The sequence below is a fragment of the Micromonospora sp. DT233 genome, assembly GCF_049841815.1.
GTDB lineage: Bacteria > Actinomycetota > Actinomycetes > Mycobacteriales > Micromonosporaceae > Micromonospora.
On record NZ_JBNCLB010000001.1, the window covers coordinates 824,324 to 846,622 of the forward strand.

A 22,299-nucleotide genomic window follows, 5' to 3' on the forward strand; every position below is an offset into this window, starting at 1 on the left:
CTACCGCCCGGTGCCCGCGTACACGACGGCTTCGGAGTCGCCGCCCAGCTCGAAGGCGTCGTGGATGGCCCGGACCGCCTTGTCGAGGTCGGTGTCCCGGCAGACCACGGAGACCCGGATCTCCGAGGTGGAGATCATTTCGATGTTGACGCCGGCGGCGCCGAGGGCGGCGAAGAAGCCGGCCGCCACGCCCGGGTGCGAGCGCATGCCCGCGCCGATCAGCGAGACCTTGCCGACGTGGTCGTCGTAGAGCAGGCCCTTGAACTTGACCGGCTCCTGGATCTTGTTGAGCGCGGCCATCGCCGTCGGGCCGTCGGCCTTCGGCAGGGTGAACGAGATGTCCGTGCGGCCGGTGCCCTCGGTGGAGACGTTCTGCACGATCATGTCGATGTTGATCTCGGCGCCGGCGACGGTGTCGAAGATCCGCGCCGCGGCGCCCGGCTCGTCGGGCACCCCGACGATGGTGATCTTCGCCTCGCTGCGGTCGTGGGCGACCCCGGTGATCAATGCCTGTTCCACAGCAAGGTCCTCCATCGATCCGGTGACCATCGTGCCGGTGTTGGTCGAGTATGACGAACGGACGTGGATCGGCAACCCCGCCCGCCGGGCGTACTCCACGCTGCGCAGGTGCAGCACCTTGGCGCCGCAGGCGGCCAGCTCCAGCATCTCCTCGTACGTGATGTCGCGGATGTGCCGGGCGTTGGGCACGATCCGCGGGTCGGCGGTGAAGACGCCGTCGACGTCGGTGTAGATCTCGCAGACGTCGGCGTGCAGCGCGGCGGCGAGCGCCACGGCGGTGGTGTCCGAGCCGCCCCGGCCCAGCGTGGTGACGTCCTTGGTGTCCTGCGAGACGCCCTGGAAGCCGGCCACGATGACCACCGAACCCTCGTCGAGCGCGCCCTTGAGCCGCCCCGGGGTGACGTCGGTGATCCGCGCCCGGCCGTGCACCGACGTGGTGATCACGCCGGCCTGCGAACCGGTGAACGAACGGGCCTCGTACCCCAGGTTGTGGATGGCCATGGCCAGCAGCGCCATGGAGATCCGCTCACCGGCGGTGAGCAGCATGTCCAGCTCCCGGCCCGGCGGCAGCGGGCTGACCTGGTTGGCCAGGTCGAGCAGCTCGTCGGTGGTGTCACCCATCGCGGAGACCACCACGACCACGTCGTCGCCGGCCTTGCGGGTGGCGACGATCCGCTCGGCCACCCGCTTGATCCGCTCGGCGTTGGCGACGGAGGACCCGCCGTACTTCTGCACCACGAGTGCCACGACGGCGCACTCCCTCCCGGCATCACTGAGCGTGTCGACGCCGCCGAGTAGCCGGCCGGCGGCGCGTTGTCAGACCACATCAGGGTATCCGGCGGCACCCGCGCCCGGATCAGGTGATCCCACCATCCGGCGCGCCCGGCCCGCTCCGGCCGCCGTCCCGCCTGCCCCGCAGCGGGTACGCGACACCCCGGCCGAGCCCGCTGCGCCGGCCCTCCACCGGGTACGCGACACGCCGGCCGAGCCCGCTGTCGCGGGCCCCCGGCGGGGGGCGGCGCACCGCAGAATGATCCGGTGCATGCCCACCTCCACGTGGCCCGGCGCCTGACCGGCGTCCTCACGCTCGCCCTGCCGGTCCTCCTCGCCGGCTGCGCCGACGACCCGCCCGCCGCGACGATCTCACCGACGCCGGCCGACCCCGCCCCCGCCGTCCTCGACGGCACCCGCGCCGAGTTGGCGGCCCTGGCGGCGGCGGCCCAGGACCGGCACTTCACCGCCCGGTACACCCTCACCGACGGCGACGCTGCGCGCACCATCGTGGTGACCAGCGCGGACGACGACACCTGGCGGGTCGACATCCCGGGCGGGGCGCTGGGCGGTACCGCCGACGTGTCCTTCGCCACCACCGCCGACGGGCTCTTCCAGTGCGCCCTGCCGTCGGCCGGCCGCCCCGAGCCGGCGAGCTGCGTCCGCCTCGGCGAACCCGGCGACGTCGTGCCGCGCCGGCTGGATCCCCGGGTGCAGCACCCGTTCACCGACTGGCTGGAGGTCCTCACCGACCGGCAGGCCCCGCTCGCGGTCTCCCCGGCCCGGCCGCCCGCCGGGGCCACCGGCGCCTGCTACTCGGTCGACTCGACCTCGGCCTCGCTCAACGCCCCGCTGGACGTGGGGATCTACTGCTACGCCCCGGACGGCACCCCGACCGCCGTGCGGACGGCGACCGGCACCCTCGTCCTGGCCGGGGCGGCCGGGCCGGCACCGGCGACCGTCACGCTCGCGGGGCCGGTGACCGAGGGCGAGCCGCTCGAGGTGGCCGCGCCGGCCGCGGACGAGCCGAGCGCCTCCGCCCGCCCGGGCGGGAACGAGCAGGGCGGAAACGAGCAGGGCGGGAACGAGCAGGGCGGGAACGAGCAGGGCGGAGGCCAGCCTTCGCCTGCGGGCCCGGAAACGCCCTGACACCTAGTCCGTTACGGGTGCTTTGCGCCACATTCCACCGCCCTCGGTTTGGCGCAAAATGTCCCATACGGGAGGCTTGCCCCATGGCCGACCTGACCCCACTACTCGCGTTCCGCTGGAGCCCTCGGGCCTTCGACCCGGCCGCCGAACTGGCCCCCGCCGAGGCTGCCTCGCTGCTGGAGGCGGCCCGTTGGGCCCCTTCCGTCGGCAACGGCCAGCCCTGGCGGTTCGCCCTCGGGCACCGGGACGACGAGACGCAGAAGCGGATCCTGGCCAACCTGCCGGCGACCGAGCAGCGCTGGGCCCGGCACGCCGCCGCCCTGCTGCTCGGCGCCCACGTGCGCCCCGACCCGACCGGGACCGCCGCCTCGCCCACCGGCACCGCCTCGCCCACGGGGCACGCCTCGCCCGCCGGGTTGGCGGGACGCACGCCGTGCGCCGGGGACGCCTCGCCCGCCGGGTTGGCGGGACGCACGCCGTGCGCCGGGGACGCTTCGCCCGCCGGGTCGGCCGGGGCCGCCTCCTCCCTTCTGGGCGGGCGGGAGGCGTACGACCTGGGGCAGGCGGTGGCCCACCTCACCGTGCAGGCGACCGCGCTCGGCCTCTACGTGCGCCAGATCCTCGGCTTCGACCACGCCGGGCTCGCCGACGACCTGGAACTGCCCGCCGGGGTGCACCCGCTCGTGGTGGTGGCGGTGGGCCGGCTCGGCGACCCGTTCAGCCTGCCGGAGGAACTGCGCCACCACGAGACCGGCCTCCGTCGACGTCGCCCCCTGGCGGACCTGCTCCTGCGTTAGGCCTGTCGCGCGGATCACGAGGCTCTACCAAAAGCGGGGCAGGCGGGGTGGGCGTCCGGCGGGTGAGGGCGATCCCATACTCCGGACCCGTCTTCCGCCTCCCCACCTCATCACGTAGGGTCACTCTGTCATGTGGCGGGCGCACCTTCTCCTTGGTCGCCGCGACGGGGCCTGACCAGGCCGGCACCCCGTCGCGGAGTCGAGTCGCGCCGTCCAGCACATCCGAGTCCTTCTCGGCCTTCGCGCCGAACCGGCACCGTCGCCGATAGCACCGGCAGCGTCGCCGACCTTCCGATTGCTGACGCCACATGTTCAGGGGAGCACTCCGCCATGGCTCGACCCACCGACGCTGAGACCGATCCGATCGCCCGGCAGCAGCCCAGCCGGATGCCGTACCAGCGCTATCAGCCGTACCAGCAGCAGTTCCGGATCGACCTGCCGGAGCGGGCCTGGCCGTCCCGCCACGTCGGGACCGCCCCCCGCTGGTGCGCGGTCGACCTGCGCGACGGCAACCAGGCCCTGATCGACCCGATGTCGCCGGAGCGCAAGCGCCGGATGTTCCTGCTGCTGGTGCAGATGGGCTACAAGGAGATCGAGGTCGGCTTCCCGTCGGCCAGCCAGACCGACTTCGACTTCGTCCGGCAGCTCATCGAGCAGGACCTGATCCCCGACGACGTGACCATCCAGGTGCTCACCCAGTGCCGGGAGCACCTCATCGAGCGGACCTTCGAGTCGCTGCGCGGCGCGAAGCAGGCCATCGTGCACTTCTACAACTCGACCTCCACCCTGCAACGCCGGGTGGTCTTCGGGCTGGACCGCGACGGCATCACCGACATCGCCACCACCGGCGCGCGGCTCTGCCAGAAGTACGCGGAGATCCACACCCCGGACACCGAGATCTACTACGAATACTCTCCGGAGTCGTACACGGGGACCGAGCTGGAGTACGCGCTCGAGGTCTGCACCGCGATCATCGACGTGATCCAGCCGACGCCGGACCGGAAGCTGATCATCAACCTGCCGGCCACCGTCGAGATGGCCACCCCGAACGTGTACGCCGACTCGATCGAGTGGATGGACCGGCGGCTGCCCCGGCGGGACAGCCTGGTGCTGAGCCTGCACCCGCACAACGACCGGGGCACCGGCGTGGCCGCCGCCGAGCTGGGCCTGCTGGCCGGCGCCGACCGGATCGAGGGTTGCCTCTTCGGCAACGGCGAGCGCACCGGCAACGTCGACCTGGTGACGCTGGGGCTCAACCTCTTCTCCCAGGGCATCGACCCGATGATCGACTTCTCGAACATCGACGAGGTCAAGCGGGCCGTCGAGTACTGCAACCAGCTCCCGGTGCACGAGCGCCACCCGTACGCGGGCGACCTGGTCTTCACGGCCTTCTCCGGCTCCCACCAGGACGCGATCAAGAAGGGCTTCGACGCCCTGCACGCCGACGCCGCGGCGGCCGGGGTGCCGGTCGACCAGCACACCTGGGCGGTGCCATACCTCCCCATCGACCCCAAGGACCTGGGCCGCACCTACGAGGCCGTGATCCGGGTCAACTCGCAGTCCGGCAAGGGCGGCGTGGCGTACATCATGAAGAGCGAGCACCAGCTCGACCTGCCGCGCCGGCTGCAGATCGAGTTCTCCGGCGTGGTCCAGCAGGTCACCGACCACGACGGCGGCGAGGTCGACCCGCGCACCATGTGGGAGATCTTCGCGGGCCACTACCTGCTCGACCACCAGTCCGACCCGACGGTCACCCTGGTCGAGTACGCCATCGGCACCACCGACGGCAAGGTCGACATCGAGGCCCGGGTGGGCGTCGGCGGCGAGGTCCGGGAACTGGCCGCCGTCGGCAACGGCCCGATCGACGCGTACGCCACGGCGCTCGGCTCGGTGGGCGTGCCGGTGCGGGTGCTCGACTACCACGAGCACGCGCTCTCCTCCGGCGGCGACGCGCAGGCCGCCGCGTACGTCGAGTGCGAGGTCGACGGTCGCACCGTGTGGGGCGTCGGGGTGGACGCGAACATCGTCACCGCCTCGGTGAAGGCGGTCACCAGCGCCGTCAACCGCGCCCGCGCCTGAGCCCGCCCGGCGGGGCCCCTGTCGGCGCAGTGCGCCCGGCCGGGGCCCCGCTTACTTCTTCGCGGCCGGCGCGGCGCGGGGCGGGCGGTGGATCAGCAGCCCGGCCAGCACCGCGCCGGCCAGCAGCAGCCCCGCGCACCAGGCCAGCGCACCCCGGAACGCCTCGGTCAGGGCGGCCTGCTGCTCGTACCCGGTGCCGCTGAGCCCGACCAGCAGGGGCAGCGCGGCGACCGCCAGCAGCCCGCCCACCCGCGACGCCGCGTTGTTGAACCCGCTGGCCACCCCCGCGAACCGGTCCGCCACGGCGGCCAGCACCGACGCCGTCAGCGGGGCCACCACCAGGGTCAGGCCGAGGCCGAAGAGGGTCACCCCGGGCAGCACGTCGGTCCAGTACGACGCGCCCGGCCGCACCCCGCGCAGCAGCAGCAGGCCGAGCGCGGCCAGCGCCGGGCCGACGGTCAGCGGCAGCCGGGGGCCGATCTTCGCCGACAGCGCACCGGCCCGCGACGAGCCGACCAGCAGCAGCACCGTCATCGGGACGGTGGCCAGGCCGGTGAGCAGCGCCGACCAGCCGATCACGTTCTGCAGGTAGACGGCGAGGAAGAAGGTGAACCCGCCGAGCGCCGCGTAGACCAGCACGGTGAAGACGTTCAGCACCGAGAAGAGCCGGCTGCCGAAGAGCCCGGTGGGGAGCATGGCGGTCTCGCCCCGGCGGCGCTCCAGCAGCACGAACGCGACGACGGCGAGCGCCCCGACCAGCGCGGCGGCCAGCACCGGCGGGGAGCCGCCCTGCGCCGGGGCGTCGATCAGGGCGTACGTGACGCCGCCCAGGCCGAGCGCGCCGAGCAGCGCGCCGGCCACGTCGAAGCGCCGCCGCCCCGACCCGGTACGCGAGGCGTCGGTGTCGTGGCTCTCCGGCACCCAGCGCAGCGCGGCCAGCACCACCGGCACGGCCAGCGGCAGGTTGATGAAGAAGATCCACCGCCAGGAGAGGGCGTCGATCAGCCAGCCCCCGACGAAGGGGCCGAGCGCGGTGGAGACCCCGGCCAGCCCGGACCAGGTGCCGATGGCCTTCCCCCGGTCGTCGGGGTGGAAGCTGGCCTGGATCACCGAGAGCGAGCCGGGGGTGAGCAGCGCGCCCCCCGCCCCCTGGAGGAACCGGGCCGCGACCAGCCAGCCGGTGCCCTGGGCCAGCCCGCAGAGCGCCGAGGCGAGCGCGAACCACACCACCCCGAGCAGGAACACCCGCCGCCGGCCGAACCGGTCGCCGAGCGCCCCGCCGAGCAGCACGAACGCGGCCAGCATCAGCAGGTAACCGTTGACGGTCCATTGCAGACCGGCCACCGTCGCACCGAGGTCCGCGCCGAGGCGGGGCAGGGCCACGTTGACCACGGTGCTGTCCAGGAACACCATGCCGGAGGCGAGGATCGCGGCGAGCAGCGTCCCCCGGGCGGCCGGGGTGCCGAGTCGGAGCGCGGGCGGGGAGGCGGGTTGGCTCACGGAAACTCATCTTCCTCCGGTCGAATTGCCGGACGCCACGAATCAGGGAAACCGCGCCGGGGTACTGTCCCCAATCGCCGTAAGCCCGCAAGCTGGAGAGGTGCCGTCTGTGCGTACCAGATCAGGACATCGCGTGGCCCTGGCGGCCGCGCTCGCCGCGGCGCTCGCCGTCGTCTCCGCCGGGTGCGGCGCGGTCGAGGAGCCCGAGGCGCCGGCCGGCGGTGGCGGCGGCAACGCCGGCGACAAGCTCGGCCAGCTGACCGTCGCGAGCGCCGGCTCGATGCGGGGCTACAGCCGGGAGCACTTCCCGCACTGGCGCAGCACCGGGAAGAACTGCGACGTGCGCGACACGATCCTCAAGCGCGACGGCAAGGACGTGCAGCTCTCCGGGTGCAACGTGGTCTCCGGCCGCTGGGAGAGCGTGTACGACAACCGGTCCTTCACCGACCCGTCGGGCGTGGACATCGACCACACCGTCCCGCTGGCCAACGCGTGGCGTTCGGGGGCCGACGAGTGGGACGACGCCAAGCGGGGCGACTTCGCCAACGACCTGACCAGGCCGCAGCTGCTGGCGGTTTCCGCCTCCAGCAACCGGGCAAAGGGTGACCAGGACCCGTCCCAGTGGAAGCCGGCAAACAAGTCGTACTGGTGCGAATACGCCGACAACTGGGTCACGGTCAAGCACCACTGGCGGCTGACGGTGACCAGCGCCGAGAAGTCCGCCCTGACCGAGATGCTGGAGGGCTGCTCATGAGCGACCAGGCGGCGACCACCGCCGGCGGCGGCGCGGGGGCGAAGGGCGCGGGCGCGGCGAACGGGGGCGCACCGGCCGGCATGAGCGCGGCGAACGGGGGCGCACCGGCCGGCATGAGCGCGGCGAACGGGGCCACCTCGGCCGGCATGAGCGCGGACGGCGCGCCGGCGGGCCCGGCCGACGTCTCGGGCGCCGGCATGTCCGCCGACGCGGGGACCGCCGGCGCGCAGCCGGCCCCCACGGGGGCGCCGGCCGGCGGCGGGGCGCAGAGCCGGACCGCCGACATCGTGCCCGGTCCGGGCGGGGTGATGACCGACGAGGTCGGCGTGGTGACCGGCGAGCTGACCCTGCGCACCGAGTACGCCGACGGCCGGGTCGCCCTGCGGGTGCAGTACCGCGAGGCCGACGAGTGGTACGCCGTCACCGGCGCGGCGGCCCCGCTGGCCGACCCGGCCGGGCTGGACGCCGTGCACGCCGTCGCGGTCGGCCTGCTGCACCGCCCGGAGGGCTGACCGCCGCCGCACCCCCGGGCCCGACCCGCCACCGGGCTGCGGCGGGCCGGCCCCACCTGTCGGGGCCGGTCCGCCGCAGCTCGGCGTCAGACGTAGGAGCCGGGCTCGGTGGGGACGGAGACGACGCCCGGGGCCTCGCCCTCACCCTGGGGCCGGGTGAGCTGGACGCTCACCTTGTGCGGGCGCAGCTCACCGCTGGCGATGGGCTCCGCCCAGTGGCAGGCGACCCGGCTTCCGCCGATGTCGCGCAGCGTCGGCCGCTCGTCGGCGCACCGGGTCGGCTGGGCCCACGGGCACCGGGTGTGGAACCGGCAGCCCGAAGGCGGGTTGGCCGGCGACGGCAGGTCCCCGGCCAGCAGGATGCGCTCCCGCCGGTCCTCCACGTCCGGGTCCGGCACGGGCACGGCCGACATCAGCGCCCGGGTGTACGGGTGCAGCGGCTCGCTGTAGAGCCGGTCGCTCGACGCCTCCTCGACCAGCGCGCCCAGGTACATCACGCCGACGACGTCGGAGATGTGCTTGACCACGGCGAGGTCGTGCGCGATCACCAGGTAGGTCAGGCCGAGGCTGTCCTGCAGCTCGTCGAGCAGGTTCACCACCTGGGCCTGGATGGAGACGTCCAGGGCGGAGACCGGCTCGTCGGCGACGATCAGCTCGGGGCCGAGCACCAGGGCGCGGGCGATGCCGATGCGCTGGCGCTGGCCGCCGGAGAACTCGTGCGGGTAGCGCGACAGCGCCCACCGGGGCAGCCCCACCGCGTCGAGGGTCTCGCCGATGATCCGCCGCCGCTCGTCGCGGTCGGCGCCGATGCCGTGGGTCTGCAACCCCTCGGTCAGGATCGACTCGACGTTCTGCCGGGGGTCCAGGCTCGACATCGGATCCTGGAAGATCATCTGCATCCGGCGGCGCATGGTGCGCAGCTTCCCGGCCGGCAGGGTGGTCAGCTCCACCCCGTCGAAGCGGACCTCGCCGCCGGTCGGCGGGGTGAGCTGGAGCAGCGCCCGGCCGAGCGTGGACTTGCCGCAGCCGGACTCGCCGACCAGCCCGTACGTCTTCCCGCGCGGGATGCTCAGGTCGACGCCGTCGACGGCCTTGACGTGCCCGACCACCCGGTCGAGGATGAGCCCTCGCCGGATCGGGAAGTGCACCTTCAGGTCGCGGACCTCGACGAGCGTGTCGCTGCCGGTCACGGCTTCTCCTCCTCGCGCGCGGCGGGCACCGGGGTGGCGGTGGCGGCCGGGCCCTCGGTGGCGGCCGGCGGTGCCATGCCGGGGACCGGGGCCGGGTTGACGCACCGGTAGCCCCGGCCGTCGTGGGTGATCACCAGCTCCGGGGGCTCGCCCACGCACTCGTCGATCCGGCGGGGGCAGCGCGGGGCGAAGGCGCAGCCGTCCGGCCAGGCCAGCAGGTCACGGACCGAGCCGGGGATCGGGTTGAGCCGCTCGCCGCGGCCCGCGTCCAGGCGCGGCACCGAATTGAGCAGACCCACGGTGTACGGGTGGCGCGGCTGGCGGAACAGCGGCCGGCGGCGGGCCGTCTCCACCACCCGACCGGCGTAGAGGACGTTGACCGTGTCGCAGAGGCCGGCGACCACGCCGAGATCGTGGGTGATCATCACGAGGGCGGTGTTCGACTCGTGGACCAGCTCCTTGAGCAGCTCCAGGATCTGCGCCTGGATGGTCACGTCCAGCGCGGTGGTCGGCTCGTCGGCGATCAGCAGCCGGGGCTGGCAGGCGACCGCCATGGCGATCAGGGCGCGTTGGCGCATGCCGCCGGAGAGCTGGTGCGGGTACTCCTTGAGCCGCCGGCGCGGGTCGGGGATGCCGACCCGGTCGAGCAGCTCGGCGGCCTCCTTCTTGGCCGTCTCCCCCCGCATCCCCCGGTGCCGGGTCAGCACCTCGGTCACCTGCAACCCGATCGGGATGACCGGGTTCAGCGAGGAGAGCGGATCCTGGAAGATCATCGCCACGTCGCGGCCCCGGATGTCCCGACGGGAGCGGTCGTCGAGCTGGAGCAGGTCCGTGCCGTCGAAGATCGCCCTACCGCCGACCTTCAGGCCGGGCTGCTTGGGCAGCAGCCCCATGATGGCCAGCGAGGTGACGCTCTTGCCGCAGCCGGACTCGCCGACCAGGCCGACCACCTCGCCCGCGTCGACCGAGAAGGAGACCCCGTCGACGGCGTGCACGGTGCGCTGGCCGCGCCGGGAGAACGTGACGGAGAGGTCGTCCACTTCGAGCAGTGCCATTACCGGCCTTCCGTTCGCGACTGCGGGGCTCGCACGCTTGCACACACGGCCGGCCTACTTCCGCAGCTTCGGGTCGAGGGCCTCGCGCATCGCCTCGCCGAGCAGGGTGAAGCCGAGCGCGGTGACGATGATGGCGAGGGCGGGCAGGATCGCCAGCCGGGGTGCGGCGTCGAGGTAACGCTGCGCCTCGGCGAGCATCACGCCCCACTCGGGGATCGAGGCGTCGTTGTTGCCCAGGCCGAGGAAGGAGAGCGCGGCGGCCTCGATGATCGCGGTGGCCAGCGTCAGCGTGGCCTGGACGATCACCGGGGCGAGCGAGTTCGGCACCACGTGGGTCAGCGCGATCTTTGGCTTCTTCACGCCCAGCGACGTCGCGGCGAGCACGTAGTCGCTGTTGGCCTGGGAGATCATCGAGCCGCGCAGCAGCCGGGCGAAGACCGGCACGGAGACCACACCGACCGCGATCATCACCGTGGTCAGGCTGGAGCCGAGCAGCGCGGCGATGCTGATGGCGAGCAGCAGGCTCGGCATGGCCAGCAGCATGTCGACGATGCGCATGAGGACGTTGTCGAGCGCCTGGCCCCACCGGCCGCCGAGGCCGGCGGCCGCGCCGGCGATGCCGCCGATCAGCGACCCGACGGCCAGACCGATCAGCGTGGAGACCACGCCGACCAGCAGGGTCTGCCGGGCGCCCACGATCATCCGGCTGAACTCGTCGCGCCCGATGTGGTCGACGCCGAACCAGTTCTCCGCCCGGGGGCCCGGGAAGTAGCCGATGTTGTCCCGGATCTCGCCCTTCCAGAGCTGGGCGTCCGCCGGGTGCGGCACCAGGAACGGGCCGACGACCGCGACGAGCACGAAGAGCGCCAGGATCACCGTGCCGATGATGGCGGCGGGATTGCGGCGCAGCCGGCGGAACGCCTCCTGCCAGATGCTGACGCCGCGCTCGTCGTCGCGGGCGGCCAGTTCGGCGAGCCGGTCGATCTTCTCGCGCTTCTTGCCGGTGATGGTGGTCACCGCACCCTCACCCTCGGGTCGATCACGCTGTAGGAGAGGTCCACCAGCAGATTCACCAGCACATACACCACCGCGATGATCAGGATGAAGCCCATCAGGACCGGGTAGTCGCGCTGGCTGATCGCCTCGGCGACGAAGGCCCCGATGCCGCCGAAGGCGAAGACGGTCTCGGTCAGCACCGCGCCGGAGAGCAGGCCGCCGGTGAGCAGGCCGATCGAGGTGACCACGGGAAGCATCGCGTTGCGCAGCACGTGCCGGCCGCGGACCGTGTTCTGGGTCAGGCCCTTGGCCTCGGCGGTGCGGACGAAGTCCTCATTGAGCACCTCCAGCACGCTGGCCCGGGTGATCCGGACGATGATCGCCAGGGGGATGCTGGCCAGCGCGATGCCCGGCAGCACCAGGTGCCAGAGCGCGTCGGCGGCGGCGTCCCACTCCCGGGTCAGCAGACCGTCGAGGACGAAGAAGTTGGTGACCCGGGTCGCCCCGAGGGTCGGATCCTGCCGGCCGCTGGACGGGAACCAGCCCAGGGTCTCCGAGAAGAGCGCCTTGAGCACGTACGCCAGGAAGAAGACCGGGATGCAGATGCCGATCAGCGACCCGCCGACCGAGAGGTGGTCGAAGAGCCGGCCGCGACGGCGGGCGGCGAGGTAGCCCAGCGGGATGCCGATGCCGATGGCGATCAGCATGCCCATCACGGTCAGCTCGACCGTGCCGGGGAACCGCTCGACGAACTCGGTGACGACCGTCCGCTTGGTGGAGGTCGAGGTGCCCAGGTCCAGCTTGATCAGCCGCCGCACGAAGCGGCCGTACTGCACCAGGATCGGCTCGTCGAGGCCGAAGTTGCGGCGGATGGCGGCGCGCATCTCCGGCGTGCCGCGCTCGCCGAGGATGGCGGTCTCGGGACCGCCGGGCAGCCGGCGCAGCCAGATGAACAGCAGAAGGGAGAGCCCGATCAGCGTTGGTATCAGCTGGAGCAGGCGTCTGACGATGAACCGGAACACGGCGGCCTCGAAAGGGGGTACGGAGGGCGCGGGCGGGCGCCGTGGTCACGGCACCCGCCCGCGTTCCTTGCGTCAGATCAGGACTTGAACTCGCCGGTCGAGAACCGCTCGTCGGTGAGCGGGCTGGCCTTGATCCCGGTCACGTCCTTGCCGAACACGATCGCCGGGGGCGAGTGCGAGATCGGCACACCGGGCAGGTAGTCCATGATCGCCTTGTTGAGGGCCTTGTACTTCTCGTTCCGCGCCGTCACGTCGGCGGTGGTGTCCGCGTCGGCGAACTGGTCGAACAGGGCCTTGTTGTTGAAGCCCCACTCGTCCTTCGGCCGGTCGAACATGGTGCCGATGAAGTTGTAGGCGTCGCCGTAGTCACCGGTCCAGCCGAGGAAGTGCAGGTCGTGCTTGGTGCCGGAGGTGGTGGCGTTGAGGTAGTCCGGGCTCCACTTCAGCGGGATGCCCTCGACCTTGATGCCGACCGCCTTGAGGTCCGCCGAGAGCAACTCGAAGATGTCCTTCGGGTTCGGCATGTACGGCCGGGTGACCTCGGTCGGGTAGTGGAACCGCAGGCTCAGGTTCGACGCGCCGGCCTCGGCCAGCAACTGCTTGGCCTTCTCCTGGTTGTAGTCGTACTTGGCCACGTCGCCGTTGAAGCCCTCGACGGTGTCCGGCATGAAGTTCACGCCGACCTTGGCGCCCGGGGGCAGCTTCGAGTCGACCAGCGCCTGACGGTTGAGCGCGTACGCGATGGCCTGGCGGACCTTGACGTCGGCCAGCTTCGGGTTCCCCTTCTGGTTGATCGCCAGGTAGAGGATGTTGAACGCCGGGCGGACGAGCATGTTGAAGCCCTCGGACTTCAGCGGCTCGACGTCGGCCGGGCCGACCAGGTCGTACCCCTGGATGTCGCCGGAGCGCAGCGCCTGCTTGCGCGCGTTCTCGTCGGAGATGGTCTTGAAGATGATGGTCTTCAGCTTGGCCTTGGGGCCGGTGTAGTCGTCGTTTCGCTCGATGGTGAGCGTCTTGTTCGCGACGTCCCAGGCCTTGAACTTGAACGGGCCGGTGCCGGTCGGGTGCTCCGTCGCGTACGACGGGTACTTGATGTCGGCGGCGGTGCCACCGACGTTGCTGGCGTCGTACTGCTCCATGGCCTTGGGGCTCTGCATGGAGAACGACGGCAGCATCAGCGCGGCCGGGATCTTGCTGGAGACCCGGGTGAACGCCAGGTCGACCGTGGTGGCGTCCTTGGCGGTGCAGGCCTTGAAGAGGCTCGGCGGCAGGTCGTCGCGCTCGTTCTTGGCGAAGCCGCCCATCACGTCCTGCCAGTACGGCGTCACGTCCGGGCTCTGCATGAGGCCCTTGGCGTTGTACCAGCGGTCGAAGTTGGCGCAGACGGCCTCGGCGTTGAACTCGGTGCCGTCGTGGAACTTCACCCCGGAGCGGAGCTTGAACGTCCACGTCGTGCCGGCGGCGTCGGGGGTCCAGGACTCGGCCAGCCCCGGGGTGACCTTGGTGCCACCCTCCTCCGGCCGGACCAGGGTCTCGAAGACCTGGCGGGCGAACCGCAGCGACTCACCGTCGCTGGCGAAGCTGGGGTCGAGGACCTTCGGGTCGCCGGCCACGCCGAAGACCAGCGTGTCCTTCTTGCTGCCACCGGAAGTGTCGTCGCGGTTACTCTCGGCGCAGCCTGCTACCGCGAGGGCCGCGACCGCGACGGCCGCGATTGCGGCCTTCGGCCTGGGTGCACGCATGGGTGCTTCACCTCGTCCTTGGGGGTACGGACATCGTGGTGACAGGGGTCACCGATCGCCGTGACCTTAGCGTTCGTTCGGACCGCCGGGAAACTGCCGGAAGAGCTGTTGGTATCGGATCGTGTCTTAACTCCTGCGCGTTGTTCGCGGCAGCGCTGCGGAGTGCCAGTAAAGGGGCGATTTGCGCCGCTATACAGATGCAAACTTGTTACATGGCCTGTCGGCCTGGCGTTCCACATGTCAGAACGCGCAACGGCTCCGGGCGCGTAGCGCGGAAGGCCGCCGGGGGACTACGGAAGGCCGCCGGGGGACTACGGAAGGCCGCCGGGGGACTACGGAAGGCCGCCGGGGGACTACGGGAGGCCGCCGGGGGACGGCCGGAACGGCAACGGCCGGCGCCGGGTGAACCGGTGCCGGCCGTGCGGCCGCTCGCGGCGGTGGCTCAGACGGCCCGACGCCCCTCGAAGGCGCGGCCGAGGGTGATCTCGTCGGCGTACTCCAGGTCGCCGCCGACCGGCAGGCCGCTGGCGAGCCGGGTCACCGCGATGCCCATCGGCTTGACCATCAGCGCCAGGTACGTCGCCGTCGCCTCGCCCTCGGTGTTCGGGTCGGTGGCGAGAATCAACTCGCGCACCGCGCCACCGCTGAGCCGGGTCATCAGCTCCCGGATGCGCAGGTTGTCCGGGCCGATGCCCTCCAGCGGATTGATCGCCCCGCCGAGCACGTGGTACCGGCCCCGGAACTCGCCGGTCCGCTCGACCGCCACCACGTCCTTCGGCTCCTCGACCACGCAGAGCACCTCGTCGGTGCGGCGCGGGTCGCGGCAGATCCGGCACTGCTCGGACTCGGCGACGTTGTAGCAGGTGGTGCAGAACCGCACCAGATCCTTGACCTTGCGCAGCGCGCCGGCCAACCGGTTGACGTCGGCCGGGTCCGCCGACAGGACGTGGAAGGCGATGCGCTGGGCGCTCTTCGGGCCGACGCCCGGCAGCCGCCCCAACTCGTCGATCAGATCCTGGATGGCACCTTCGTACATCGGACGGCTCAGAAACCGGGCAGGCCGAGGCCGCCCATGCCGCCCGAGACCGGGCCCATCTTCTGCTCGGTCAGCACCCGGGACGCCTCGGCGGCGTTGTGCAGCGCGGCGAGCACCAGGTCCTCCAGCGTCTCCACGTCCTCCGGGTCGACGGCCTTCGGGTCGATCTTGATGCCCTTGATCGCGCCGGTGCCGGAGACGGTCGCGGTGACCAGGCCGCCGCCGGCGGTGCCGGTCAGCTCGGCCTCGGCCAGCTCCGCCTGGGCCTGGGCGATCTGCTGCTGCATCTTCTGCGCCTGCTTCAGCATCTGCTGCATGTTCGGCTGTCCACCTGGGCGCACGGATGGCTCCTTCTCGCACTCGTCTGCTCGACCGCGCCCAGCCTAGCCGCCCCCCACCCCCTCCCCCCGCCCTGTCAGGGTGATCAAGAGGTTTACGTCACCTAGAAGATCAAGATTGACACAAACCTCTTGATCAACGCGGCCTCGGCCGGGGCGGGGTGGGGTGGGGTGGGGTGGGGTGTCAGCGGGCGTCTACCTCGTCGATCTTTTCGGCGCCGAATGCCTCCCGCAGCAGTTGCACCGCTTGCTCCTCGCTGGACTGCCGGGCGGTCCGCTCGTCGATCACCTCGTCCAGCGGCTCGTCGCCCGGGTCGAAGCCCTCGTAGGCCGGGGTGGCCGCCGCCGCGCCCGACCGTCCGCCGCCGCCGCCGCGCACCGGCCCGTCGTAGTCGGGGTCGTAGGGCGGCTCACCGGCCCAGTCGGCGTCCGCCGTGCGCCGCGCCCCGTTCTGGGTACGCGGACCACCCCGGCCGGCCGCCGCCGCCCGCGCGGCGGCCAGGGCGCTGCTGACCTGCGCGCTACCGCCAGCGCCACCGTTGCCGGGAGCACCATGCGCGCCGTGCGGGGCACCGCCGCCCGCACCGTTGCCGGTGGCACCGCGAACAGCACCGTTGCCGGTGGCAGCGCCGTGGGTGGCAGCGCCGTGGGTGCCGTTCCTGGCGGCACCGTTGGCCGTGCCGCCGGTTCCGTACCCGGTGGTGCCGTTGGCCGGACCGGGGCTCTGCGCCGGGGCGTCGTCCCAGGGCGGGCCGGGGTCACCGGTCGGGGGGGACGCCGCGCCGGACGCGGGGTGCCGGGGCGGGGTGGTCGGAGGATGCGTCGTGTCCGGGGCGGACGGCCCGCCGGGGCGGGCCGCCTCCGGCCAGTCGTCGTCCCGCGCCGTGACTCCGGCCGGCGCGGCCCCACCGGGGCGGGCCGGCTCGGGCCACTCCTCCGCCCCGCCGGCCGGCGCGGACGCCCCGGCCGGGGTCGCGGAGCCGGTGCCGGGGCCCCGGTCGTTCGGCGCGCCGGACGACGGCCGGGCTGGACCGGGCGGGACCGCGGCGGGCGGGTTCGGACGGGCGGGGGCAGGCGGACCCGCGGCCGGCGGGGCCGGACGGGCGGGGGCGGGCGGACCCGCGGCCGGCGGGGCCGGACGGGCGGGCGGTGCCGGGCTCCCGGCGGGCGGGGCCGGGGCGGCGGGGCCGGCGGCCGGCGGGGCCGGGCGGGCCGGCGCGGGAGCCGCCGCCCGGGAGCCGCCGCCCAGCGACGTCCCGCCACGCTCGCCGGCGACGTCGCAACGGATCTGCCAGCGCCCGCCGAACTCCTCGTAGAGCGCGTCGGTGAGCACCTGGGCATGGTCGGCCATCATCTTGGCCAGCACCGTCGACTTCACGGTCACCACCAGCGTGTCGCCGTCCAGGTCCCGGACGACCGCGTCCCGCATCAGCGCGGCGATCCGCTTGTTGGTCCGGTTGACCTTGCCGACCACGTCCGGCCACGCGCGGCGCACCGCCACCGCGTCCAGCGCCCCCGGGGCCGCCGCGCCGGGGCGGGGCGGGGCGGGGGTGCCCGGGTCGGGCATGATCGCCTCCGGCGGGACCTCCCGCCGAGGCGTGGACGGGGCGACCGGAGCCGCCGAGACGGGGGCAGCGGACGCGACCGGGGTGCTCGCCGGGGCGGCGGACGCCGCCGCCGGCGCGGGGGGCGCGGCAGCCGCCGCAGGCGGGGGGGCCGGCTGGGGGCGTACCGCCGGGGGTGCGGTGACCGGCGCGGGGCCGGCGGCCGGCGGCGGCTCGGTGCCGCCGAGGGCGATCCGGCGTTCCATCCGCTCCAGGCGTTGCAGCAGCCCGCCGGCCGAGTCGTCGACGCCGGGCAGCAGCATCCGGGCGCAGATCAGCTCCAGCAGCAGCCGGGGCGCGGTCGCGCCGCGCATCTCCACCAGGCCGTTGTGCACGATGTCGGCGCACCGGGACAGGGTGGCCGGGCCGAGCCGCTGGGCCTGGGCGGTCATCCGCTCGATCTGGTCGGCCGGCCCGTCGATCAGGCCCTTGGTGGCGGCGTCGGGCACCTGCTGCAGGACGATCAGGTCACGCAGCCGCTCCAGCAGGTCGGAGGCGAAGCGGCGCGGGTCGTGCCCGGCCTCGGCGACCCGCTCCACGGTCGCGTACGCGGCCGCGCCGTCCCCGGCGGCCAACGCGTCGCACATCTCGTCGATCAGCGCCGAGTCGGTGACGCCGAGCAGCGCGGCGGCCCGGGCGTAGCCGACCCCCTCCGGGCCCGCGCCCGCGATCAGCTGGTCGAGCACGGAGAGGCTGTCCCGGGCGCTGCCGCCACCGGCGCGCACCACCAGGGGGAAGACCGCCGGGTCGACGGTGACGCCCTCGGCCTCGCAGAGCTGCTCGAGATAGGGCCGGAGCGTCTTCGGCGGGATCAGCCGGAACGGGTAGTGGTGGGTCCGCGACTTGATCGTGCCGAGGACCTTCTCCGGCTCGGTGGTGGCGAAGATGAACTTGACGTACTCCGGGGGCTCCTCGACCAGCTTGAGCAGGGCGTTGAAGCCGGCCGACGAGACCATGTGCGCCTCGTCGATGACATAGATCTTGAAGCGGCTGTGGGCCGGCGCGAAGAGCGCCTTCTCCCGCAGCTCGCGGGCGTCGTCGACGCCGCCGTGGCTGGCCGCGTCGATCTCCAGCACGTCGATCGAGCCGCCGTCGGTGGCCAGCGAGCGGCAGGACTCGCACTGCCCGCACGGCTCCGGGGTGGGGCCCTGCTCACAGTTGAGCGAGCGGGCCAGGATCCGGGCGCTGGAGGTCTTGCCGCAGCCCCGCGGGCCGGAGAAGAGGTACGCGTGGTTGAGCCGACCGCTGCGCAGCGCCTGCGACAGCGGCTCGGTGACGTGCTCCTGGCCGATGATCTCGGCGAAGGTGCGCGGCCGGTACTTGCGGTAGAGCGCCAGTGCCACTCGTCCCGCCTCCTCTCGACCGAGCCATTCTGCGCCGGTCGGGCGCGGGTGACCACCCACCACCCCGTGCCGACACCGACCGTGGTCTGCCGGTGCACCGTAGCGACACCCGGAGACAAAAAAGGCCTCCCGTGCACCCGGCAGAGCTCGCTTATCCTTGCTGCCTTCCGGCCCTGGGGAGGTTCACGAGATACCGCCGCACGGGAGGTGCCACCCACCCTACCCGACCGCCGGTCGATCTTCAGGGGGTGGTGGGGTGTCCGCGCCGTGACGAACCTGTACGCTGTCCCACGGAGGATTCGCCTAGAGGCCTAGGGCGCACGCTTGGAAAGCGTGTTGGGTTTACACCCTCACGAGTTCGAATCTCGTATCCTCCGCTCGCTTGAGCAGGGAAAAACGACAGGGCCGGCCCTCACAGGGACCGGCCCTGAATCGTCTCTGCGATCGTCCCAGTTGCCCTGTTCCGGCCGGTCCGGCGGCGGCCCGTCGCCTGCCTTCCGGGCTGGCGTCTTGCAGGGCAGGGCGATGATAGGTGCCGTGAGTCCTGGTGCCCGCCGTTCGCTCTCTCACTGGCGTAGCAGGGGCCCGACCAGGTCCGCGCGCGTGTGCTGGTCCGTGATTTTCTGGACCGGCTACGCCGTCTGGACGTGGATGGTCTACTACTGGGCCGCAGGGCACGGCCACCAACTCCTGTCGAGCGGTTATCGTCCGTGGTATTTCGCGGTGGCGGCGGTGACGTACTGGCCAGCGGCCTGTCTGCTTTGGTGGTCCATGTTCTCCAGGGCTGGCGGTCCCGTGCCGTGGACGCCCCGGTGAGGGCGGCGTGCGCAAGGCGCCCCAGCCGAGGTCGATGCGGGCGGGAGACCACGACGGAGGATCATGAGTTACCGGCTCAGTGCGGTGGTCGCCGATGTCGAGCTGCTCCGCGAGCAGACCGCCGGTCTGGACCACGCGGTGCTCGCCGCGCTGCGGCAGGACTTCGCGCTGCTGCCGGTCACCCCGCAACTGGTCGAGGAGCTGACCGGGGCGCTGCCGGACTTCGCCGTGGAGCGGCCGGGCCCGGAGCGGCCGTTCGAGCTGGTGCTCTCGCCGGCGCTGACCGGGCTGCTGGCCGGGTGGTCACGGCACGGGCCGGTGGCGTACCTGGAGGCGGAGTTCTCCGGCGGCCTCGGGCGGCAGGCGTCGGTGGTCTGGCTCGGCGGCGCGGTCGCCTGGGGGCCCCACTTCGACGACGTGCTGGACGCCCCGCGCGAGCGGTGGCCGTTGAACGCGGCGCTGACCCGCATCGGCGCGGAGCCCGGACGGTGGCTCGACCCGTTCGCCGAGCTGGGCCTGCACCTGGAGCGCAACACCGACGGCTGGCTGGCGCACGGCCGGCGCGGGCTGAGCGCCGACTACTGGGACGAGCTGGCCGAGGAGTGGGAATTCCAGGAATCCGCCGGCCGGCAGCAACCTGAGCGCCCCGGTCCCGTTGGGGACTGGGGGATACCATGAAATTGCGACAATTCGTATTTATTACCGTGCTGCTGACGGCCGCCTCGATCGCGGGCAGCGGCGTACGTCCACAGGGGCCGGTCGACGCCGGCGGCGGTTCGCGCCCGCCCGATCGGCCCGGGACCGGCCGGCCGGCGGGCACCGGCGAGGTGATCGACCTGCGCGGCCTGCGCAACGTCGAGTTCGGCGACACCGAGGCGGAGCTGACCCGGCGCGGCATCCTCCGCTCCGAGGTCAACGCGTGCGGGCCGACGCTCACCGGCCACGAGACGGCCAGCCCGGTCTTCGTCGACGACCGGCTGGTGCTGCTCTGGCTCGACGACCCGGCCCGCACCCCGGAGGGGGTCACCGTCGGCACCCCCGTCGAGCAGGTGCGTTCCCGCTACCGGCAGGTCAGCCCGCTGCACGCGCCACGGGGGACGTACCGGCTCGACGGGCTGCTGGCCCGCCGCGGCGACCGCGCGTACCTCTTCCTGCACGACGGCCGCACGGTCCGCAGAATCATCGCCGGGTACGCCGACTGGGCCCGCCGCCTCTTCGCCACCGGCCACGGCCCCTGCTGACCCGCCTGTCACGCGGAAGGGCCGGCGACGCGGGCGCACGCCCGGTCACCGGCCCTCTCGCCGGCCACGCCGCTCAGTACCCGGTGTACCCGCCCTGCCGGGCGGCGATGCGCAGGCCGTACTGCTGGGGCAGGAAATGGTCGGTGCGCAGGGACGCGCCGCTCCACGAGGTGGCCTGCGGCACCAGCCCGCCCGACGAGCCGTGGAACGCGGCGATCGACCCGGACGGGTAGCCGGCGGTGTCGCCGGCCACCTCCTCCCCGATCGACGCCACCACGGCGTCCAGCCCGCCGGCGCCGTCGAGGTTGAGCAGCGCGACGGAGGCGCCGAACTTGTCACCGCGCTCGCACGAGCCCGGGATCACCTCGTCGTTCTGGTCGAACCCCTGCGCACCGGTGCCGGTCAGCCCGGAGGCCGAGCCCTTCAGCAGGCTGATCGTCCCGGCGTCGACCGTCGAGCCGATGTCCTCCCCGGCGGCGCCGACGAGCACGTCCGCCTTGCCGTCGCCGGTCACGTCGCCGACCGCGAGCGTCGCGCCGAAGCGGTCGTCACCCTCGACGTCTCCCGGTACGCCCGGAGTGCCCTGCGTGACGATCCGTACGGCGCTGCCCGACAGGCCGGCGGAACGGCCGGTGAAGGCCGCGACGAGCCCACCGGTGACGTTGGGGGTCTGGGCGCTGGGCGCACCGGCGACCACCTCGCCCAGCCCGTCGCCGTTGACGTCGCCGATCGCGAGGGACTCGCCCAGGTACCACGCGATGACCTCGGGCTGGCCCGTCGCCCCCTGCACCGACGCGCCGGTGGCCGACGTCGCGCCGGTGTCGGAGACGCCGCCGGCCGAACCCCACATCAGGGTGACCATGCCGCTGCCCTCGAAGGAGGTGCCGTCGTTCTCCTGCGGCGCGCCGATGGCCAGGTCGGCGTACTTGTCGCCGTTGACCTTGCCGATCGCGAGCGTCATGCCGAAGTGGTCGTTGCCCTCGGCCGCGCCGGGCACCCCGGCCTGGTCCTGCTGGAGGTACTCGGACCCGGTGGCCGTCAGGCCGGCCAACCCGCCGAAGAGGACGGTGACCGCCCCGGCCTCCTGCTTGGCCTCGATCGCCTCTCGGTACGCCCCGACCGCGAGGTCGTCGCGGCCGTCGCCGTTGATGTCACCGGCCGCGAGCGCCGCCCCGAACGAGTCGTAGTTCTCCGGGTCGCCGGGCACGTCGGTCGAGCTCTGGTTGAAGTGGCTGGCCGAGTCGACCACCAGCCCCGTGCCGCTGCCCGGAATGATCCAGATCCCGCCGGCGTGGGTCTGGTTGCCGGGGTCCACCTCGCCCGGGTCGCCGATCGCCAGGTCGTCGTACCCGTCGTTGTTGAAGTCCCCCGCCACGAGGGCGGTGCCGAAGCAGGCGCAGCCGCCCTCCGGCGACAGGGCGCCCAGGAAGTAGTCGACGTGCGGGGCGGAGGAGTACCGCACCACGACCACCCCGGACGGGTAGTGCGGCAGGTTGGGATTGAGGAAGTCGCTGCTGGCCGCGACGTCGTCGACGCCGTCGCCGTCGAAGTCGGAACGGGTCGCCCCCGCGCCCTGCACCGGGGTGACCGCCTTCGGCACCCGGTGGTGCTGCAGGACGACCCCCTCCCGGGTGATGGTCCCGACGCCGTCCGCCGCCTGGGCGGGGGCACTCATCGACAGTCCGGCCAGCACGGCCAGGACCGACACACCTGCGGTTCTACGACGCAACAGAACTCCCCCGTTCGACATGGACGCGCCGCCACCATAGGGGAGAAGATCATCGATGGTAAACCGGTCGACCGGGCGGATCTGTCAGGTCGGCTCCCGTTCGAGG

The 22,299-nt window shown here is 72.9% G+C and carries 18 protein-coding genes, 1 tRNA gene and 1 other RNA gene; 8 read left to right on the forward strand and 12 right to left on the reverse strand.

Features of this window, described 5'->3' with window-relative positions; genetic code table 11:
- Entirely contained in the window at positions 1-1,266 is a 1,266-nt protein-coding gene (locus ACLQ2V_RS03925; RefSeq protein ID WP_425716921.1) for an aspartate kinase, read from the reverse strand.
- A 291-nt stretch (positions 1,267-1,557) separates the two neighbouring features.
- Here ACLQ2V_RS03925 and ACLQ2V_RS03930 point away from each other — a divergent pair, with 291 nt between their 5' ends.
- The 3 genes from ACLQ2V_RS03930 (at position 1,558) to leuA (ending at position 5,315) form a co-directional block, all read left to right on the forward strand.
- The gene (locus ACLQ2V_RS03930; RefSeq protein ID WP_425716922.1) at positions 1,558-2,439 is read left to right on the forward strand and encodes a hypothetical protein; all 882 of its coding nucleotides are present in this window, start codon (positions 1,558-1,560) and stop codon (positions 2,437-2,439) included.
- Between the two features lie 83 nt (positions 2,440-2,522).
- Positions 2,523-3,236, forward strand: a complete 714-nt coding sequence (locus ACLQ2V_RS03935) for a nitroreductase family protein (RefSeq protein WP_425716923.1) — start codon at positions 2,523-2,525, stop codon at positions 3,234-3,236.
- Between the two features lie 330 nt (positions 3,237-3,566).
- Complete coding sequence (gene leuA / locus ACLQ2V_RS03940; RefSeq protein WP_425716924.1) at positions 3,567-5,315, forward strand: 2-isopropylmalate synthase; 1,749 nt, start codon at positions 3,567-3,569, stop codon at positions 5,313-5,315.
- A gap of 51 nt (positions 5,316-5,366) precedes the next feature.
- On the opposite strand, the gene ACLQ2V_RS03945 is transcribed toward leuA, so the two are convergent.
- Positions 5,367-6,815 (reverse strand): MFS transporter, encoded by a 1,449-nt coding sequence (locus ACLQ2V_RS03945; protein WP_425716925.1) that lies wholly within the window; start codon positions 6,813-6,815, stop codon positions 5,367-5,369.
- Between the two features lie 133 nt (positions 6,816-6,948).
- Between ACLQ2V_RS03945 and ACLQ2V_RS03950 the strand changes: the two genes are divergently transcribed.
- Positions 6,949-7,569, forward strand: a complete 621-nt coding sequence (locus ACLQ2V_RS03950) for an HNH endonuclease family protein (RefSeq protein ID WP_425716926.1) — start codon at positions 6,949-6,951, stop codon at positions 7,567-7,569.
- Between the two features lie 80 nt (positions 7,570-7,649).
- Positions 7,650-8,081: a hypothetical protein gene (locus tag ACLQ2V_RS03955; RefSeq protein WP_425717009.1), complete on the forward strand. Its 432-nt coding sequence runs from the start codon at positions 7,650-7,652 to the stop codon at positions 8,079-8,081.
- An 86-nt stretch (positions 8,082-8,167) separates the two neighbouring features.
- Here the strand turns inward: ACLQ2V_RS03955 and ACLQ2V_RS03960 are convergent, their stop codons facing one another.
- The 9 genes from ACLQ2V_RS03960 to ffs form a co-directional block, all read right to left on the reverse strand.
- Entirely contained in the window at positions 8,168-9,271 is a 1,104-nt protein-coding gene (locus ACLQ2V_RS03960; protein ID WP_425716927.1) for an ABC transporter ATP-binding protein, read from the reverse strand.
- Positions 9,268-10,326 (reverse strand): ABC transporter ATP-binding protein, encoded by a 1,059-nt coding sequence (locus ACLQ2V_RS03965; protein ID WP_425716928.1) that lies wholly within the window; start codon positions 10,324-10,326, stop codon positions 9,268-9,270. Before ACLQ2V_RS03965 ends, ACLQ2V_RS03960 begins: the two co-directional genes overlap by 4 nt.
- Before the next feature lie 54 nt (positions 10,327-10,380).
- Positions 10,381-11,343 carry an ABC transporter permease gene (locus ACLQ2V_RS03970; RefSeq protein WP_425716929.1) on the reverse strand — a complete coding sequence of 321 codons (963 nt, stop codon included), beginning with the start codon at positions 11,341-11,343 and terminating at the stop codon, positions 10,381-10,383.
- Complete coding sequence (locus ACLQ2V_RS03975; RefSeq protein ID WP_425716930.1) at positions 11,340-12,344, reverse strand: ABC transporter permease; 1,005 nt, start codon at positions 12,342-12,344, stop codon at positions 11,340-11,342. Before ACLQ2V_RS03975 ends, ACLQ2V_RS03970 begins: the two co-directional genes overlap by 4 nt.
- Positions 12,345-12,421: 77 nt before the next feature.
- Positions 12,422-14,086, reverse strand: coding sequence for an ABC transporter substrate-binding protein (locus ACLQ2V_RS03980; protein ID WP_425716931.1), 1,665 nt, complete (start codon positions 14,084-14,086; stop codon positions 12,422-12,424).
- A gap of 442 nt (positions 14,087-14,528) precedes the next feature.
- Entirely contained in the window at positions 14,529-15,122 is a 594-nt protein-coding gene (gene recR / locus ACLQ2V_RS03985; protein WP_425716932.1) for a recombination mediator RecR, read from the reverse strand.
- An 8-nt stretch (positions 15,123-15,130) separates the two neighbouring features.
- A complete protein-coding gene (locus ACLQ2V_RS03990) occupies positions 15,131-15,439 on the reverse strand; it encodes a YbaB/EbfC family nucleoid-associated protein (RefSeq protein ID WP_425717010.1) in 309 nt (102 codons plus the stop codon).
- A 205-nt stretch (positions 15,440-15,644) separates the two neighbouring features.
- Positions 15,645-18,407, reverse strand: coding sequence for a DNA polymerase III subunit gamma and tau (locus ACLQ2V_RS03995; RefSeq protein WP_425716933.1), 2,763 nt, complete (start codon positions 18,405-18,407; stop codon positions 15,645-15,647).
- Positions 18,408-18,527: 120 nt separating this feature from the next.
- An RNA gene (gene ffs / locus ACLQ2V_RS04000) (signal recognition particle sRNA small type) lies at positions 18,528-18,617 on the reverse strand.
- 82 nt (positions 18,618-18,699) lie between these two features.
- Between ffs and ACLQ2V_RS04005 the strand changes: the two genes are divergently transcribed.
- The 3 genes from ACLQ2V_RS04005 to ACLQ2V_RS04015 all read left to right on the forward strand — a co-directional run bounded on the left by ACLQ2V_RS04005 (position 18,700) and on the right by ACLQ2V_RS04015 (position 20,464).
- A tRNA-Ser gene (locus ACLQ2V_RS04005) sits at positions 18,700-18,784 on the forward strand.
- Positions 18,785-19,286: 502 nt separating this feature from the next.
- Positions 19,287-19,901 carry a hypothetical protein gene (locus ACLQ2V_RS04010; protein ID WP_425716934.1) on the forward strand — a complete coding sequence of 205 codons (615 nt, stop codon included), beginning with the start codon at positions 19,287-19,289 and terminating at the stop codon, positions 19,899-19,901.
- Positions 19,898-20,464 (forward strand): hypothetical protein, encoded by a 567-nt coding sequence (locus ACLQ2V_RS04015; protein ID WP_425716935.1) that lies wholly within the window; start codon positions 19,898-19,900, stop codon positions 20,462-20,464. The genes ACLQ2V_RS04010 and ACLQ2V_RS04015 overlap by 4 nt, the downstream gene beginning before the upstream one ends.
- 73 nt (positions 20,465-20,537) lie before the next feature.
- Here ACLQ2V_RS04015 and ACLQ2V_RS04020 read toward each other — a convergent pair whose 3' ends face one another.
- Positions 20,538-22,172 carry a hypothetical protein gene (locus ACLQ2V_RS04020; protein ID WP_425716936.1) on the reverse strand — a complete coding sequence of 545 codons (1,635 nt, stop codon included), beginning with the start codon at positions 22,170-22,172 and terminating at the stop codon, positions 20,538-20,540.
- Positions 22,173-22,299 lie beyond the last annotated feature (127 nt).

Bases quoted from the DNA above. Each gene is read 5' to 3' on its own strand.
- recR (WP_425716932.1), bottom strand. From the start codon at position 15,122: ATGTACGAAGGTGCCATCCAGGATCTGATCGACGAGTTGGGGCGGCTG.
- ACLQ2V_RS03935 (WP_425716923.1), top strand. From the start codon at position 2,523: ATGGCCGACCTGACCCCACTACTCGCGTTCCGCTGGAGCCCTCGGGCC.
- ACLQ2V_RS03980 (WP_425716931.1), bottom strand. From the start codon at position 14,086: ATGCGTGCACCCAGGCCGAAGGCCGCAATCGCGGCCGTCGCGGTCGCG.
- ACLQ2V_RS03955 (WP_425717009.1), top strand. From the start codon at position 7,650: ATGAGCGCGGCGAACGGGGGCGCACCGGCCGGCATGAGCGCGGCGAAC.
- ACLQ2V_RS04015 (WP_425716935.1), top strand. From the start codon at position 19,898: ATGAAATTGCGACAATTCGTATTTATTACCGTGCTGCTGACGGCCGCC.
- leuA (WP_425716924.1), top strand. From the start codon at position 3,567: ATGGCTCGACCCACCGACGCTGAGACCGATCCGATCGCCCGGCAGCAG.
- ACLQ2V_RS03990 (WP_425717010.1), bottom strand. From the start codon at position 15,439: ATGCAGCAGATGCTGAAGCAGGCGCAGAAGATGCAGCAGCAGATCGCC.
- ACLQ2V_RS04010 (WP_425716934.1), top strand. From the start codon at position 19,287: ATGAGTTACCGGCTCAGTGCGGTGGTCGCCGATGTCGAGCTGCTCCGC.
- ACLQ2V_RS03965 (WP_425716928.1), bottom strand. From the start codon at position 10,326: ATGGCACTGCTCGAAGTGGACGACCTCTCCGTCACGTTCTCCCGGCGC.